The sequence below is a fragment of the Flavobacterium sp. genome (assembly GCF_046153165.1).
Taxonomy (GTDB): domain Bacteria; phylum Bacteroidota; class Bacteroidia; order Flavobacteriales; family Flavobacteriaceae; genus Flavobacterium.
Map to the genome: position 1 here is coordinate 1 of NZ_JBJXEN010000084.1, position 3,273 is coordinate 3,273.

General features: G+C 32.3%; 2 protein-coding genes. One reads left to right on the forward strand and one right to left on the reverse strand.

Annotated features, from left to right (window positions below):
• Nucleotides 1-217 precede the first annotated feature (217 nt).
• Nucleotides 218-1,534 (reverse strand): hydroxymethylglutaryl-CoA reductase, degradative, encoded by a 1,317-nt coding sequence (locus ACKVOV_RS09825; protein WP_409206584.1) that lies wholly within the window; start codon nucleotides 1,532-1,534, stop codon nucleotides 218-220.
• Between the two features lie 169 nt (nucleotides 1,535-1,703).
• Here ACKVOV_RS09825 and ACKVOV_RS09830 point away from each other — a divergent pair.
• Nucleotides 1,704-3,273 (forward strand): S9 family peptidase (locus ACKVOV_RS09830; protein ID WP_409206585.1); only part of this gene is annotated, 1,570 nt, incomplete at its 3' end.

The following is a 3,273-nucleotide window of genomic DNA, read 5'->3' on the forward strand; positions in this document are numbered from 1 at the left end:
AAACGCGCCGTCTAAAACGACATATTCACCTGTAATGAGTAATTTTCCGTTACTGTAAAATGTTTTTTTCAAGTTTCTTTTTTTAGCCCCGATTATCTCACAATACTACAATTTTAAATTGTGTTCGATGAACACTTCGTGTTTGAAGTGGAAATCCTTTTGCTTTTTTCTTTAAAAAGCAAAAGATTGCAACGAATAGCGGGAATAACTCCTAATTTTACTTTCTTAAACCTTCAATAAAATCGACAACTGCCGAATGTGATACCGTATTTTCTTTGAAATAATTTTTTATCAAAACCCTTTCGTTTTCAGTAGCTTCAAACTGATTGATGATATTATTCAAGTGCATTTTCATGTGTCCTTGCTGAATTCCTGTGGTTGTTAAACTTCTTAAAGCAGCAAAATTTTGCGCCAATCCAGCGACAGCAACAATTTGCATGAGCTCATGTGCCGATGGTTTTCCTAACATTTCTAAGGACATTTTTACTAACGGATGTAATGAGGTCAATCCGCCAACGGTTCCTAATGCCAATGGGATTTCCATCCAAAAAGTAAAAATATCATTTTCTATTTTGGCATGTGATAAGCTAGAATATTGTCCGTTTCTGGAAGCATAAGCATGAATTCCTGCTTCGACAGCACGAAAATCGTTTCCAGTAGCGAGAACCACTGCATCGATTCCGTTCATGATGCCTTTGTTGTGCGTCACAGCTCTAAACGGTTCTATTTCGGCAATTTTGACCGCGCGAATAAACTTTTCTGCAAATTCTTGTGGGTTTTCTATATTTTTTTCTGCTAAGTCTGAAACTGGACAAGAAACTTCTGCTCGAACAATGCAATTAGGGACATAATTTGATAGAATACACATTACGACCTCGATATTTTTTTCTGTTTCAAACAAAATTTCAGATTGTAAAGCTTCTTCTTTTAATGTTTTAGCAAATTGCTCTAAACAAGAATTGATGAAGTTAGCACCCATCGAATCTTTGGTTTCAAAAGTAGCATGCAATTGATAATAATTTTCTAAATCGGAAGTTTTATCACGCAATTCGATATCGAGAATGCCACCACCACGTTTTTGCATGTTTTTAGTAATGCTTTCGGTGTCAGCAAATAATTTTGGTTTTAGTTGATTGAAAAAAGCTTTTAGTTTTTCAGAACTTCCTTTAAAAACAAAATGAACTTGCCCTATTTTTTCAGAATTGAGAACCGTGGTTTTAAATCCGCCACGAGTTCCCCAGTATTTAGCTGATTTTGATGCGGCTGCCACAACTGAACTTTCTTCGATAGCAAACGGAATAGTATGGTTTTTACCATTAATCAGAAAATTTGGCGCAACACCAAGAGGTAAATAAAAATTAGTAATCGTGTTTTCGATAAATTCATCGTGAAGTTTTTGCAATTCTAAATCAGAATTCCAGTATTTTTTGATGGTTTGTGTTGCTTCTTCGGTATTTGAAAAATGGGTGGAAGCAATCCAATTTATTTTTTCTTCTTTGGTTAATTTTGAGAATCCAGTAATCGTTTTTGTCATATTGACTCTTGTTAATTGAAATGCAAAGATAAGGTTTGAAGTTTAATTTTTGAATGAGATTTACATCCAAAGATATTTTTTTATAGTCTAAAAATATGCTTTTAACACTCATAATTGCGATTATGTCCAAATTTTTCACTAAAATTGGCATCGTTTATAATAATTTTACATGAAAACAATACAAAAAACATTCGTTTTATTCTTATTTGCTTCATTGTCAGCAATTGCGCAACAAAAAATTACTTTAGAAGAAATTTGGGGTGGAGCCTTCAGAACGCAAGGAATGACCGAGCTGGCGGCTTTAAAAAACACTAACCAATATACGGTTTTAAATTCCGATAGAACTTCGAGCGCAATTGATCTATATGATTTTGCTACTTTAAATAAGGTTTCAACCTTAATAAATAGTAAAGATTTTTTAGCTTTACAAGGAATAGATAGTTATACTTTTAGTAGTGATGAGAAGAAAATCTTGATTGCTAATAATTCAGATCAAATATTCAGACATTCTTCAGTTGCAAATTTTTATATTTATGATATTGCTTCAAAATCATTAACAAAAATTTCAGACGATAAAATACAAGAACCTACTTTTTCTCCTGATGGTTCTAAAATTGCTTTTGCTAAAGAAAATAATTTGTACGTTTATGAATTAGCTTCTAAAAAAATCACGCAAATTACTGCCGATGGGAAACGTAATGCTATTATAAACGGAATTACGGATTGGGTTTATGAAGAAGAATTTGCTTTTGTTCGTGCTTTCGATTGGAATGCTTCGAGTGATAAAATTGCTTTCATTCGTTTTGATGAAAGTCAAGTTCCAGAATTTTCGATGAATATATATGGTCAGGATTTATATCCTGTAACCGATAAATTTAAATATCCGAAAGCTGGTGAAAAAAATTCGGAAGTTTCGTTACATATATATGATGTGAAAACGGCAAATACCAAAAAAATAGATTTAGGAAATTACAATGATTTTTATATTGCTCGATTAGATTGGACAAATGAAGCAAATACATTGTCTGTACAGGTTTTAAATCGCCATCAAGACAATCTAGATTTGTTGTTTATCGATGGGAATACAGGCGCTAAAAAAGTAGTGCTTAACGAGAAAGACAAAGCTTATATTGATGTTACTGATAATTTAACGTTCCTAAAAGACAATTCATTTATTTGGACTTCTGAGAAAGATGGTTTCAATCATATTTATCAATATGATAAAACAGGAAAACTTAAAAACCAAATTACAAAAGGCAATTGGGAAGTAACTAATTATTATGGTTTTGACGAAAAAACGGGAACAATTTACTATCAATCGGTAGAAAATGGTTCGATAAACCGTGATGTATATAGCATCAAATTAAACGGAAGTGGAAAAACTCGTTTAACTTCTTCAATAGGAACGAACGCAGCGACTTTTAGTCCAAATTTTCAGTATTTTATCAATTCATATTCTAGTGCTAAAAATGCCCCAAAATATACTTTGAATGAATCTAAAACTGGAAAATCTATTAAAACTATTGTATCTAACGAAGCTTTAGAAACCAAATTAGCTTCTTACAATTTGCCATCGAAAGAGTTTTTTGAACTAACAACGGCAAAAGGAAATAAACTAAATGCTTGGATGATTAAGCCAAAAGATTTTGATGCAAACAAAAAATATCCCGTATTTATGTATCAATATTCTGGTCCGGGATCACAACAAGTAAACAATGACTGGAATGGAGCTGACGATT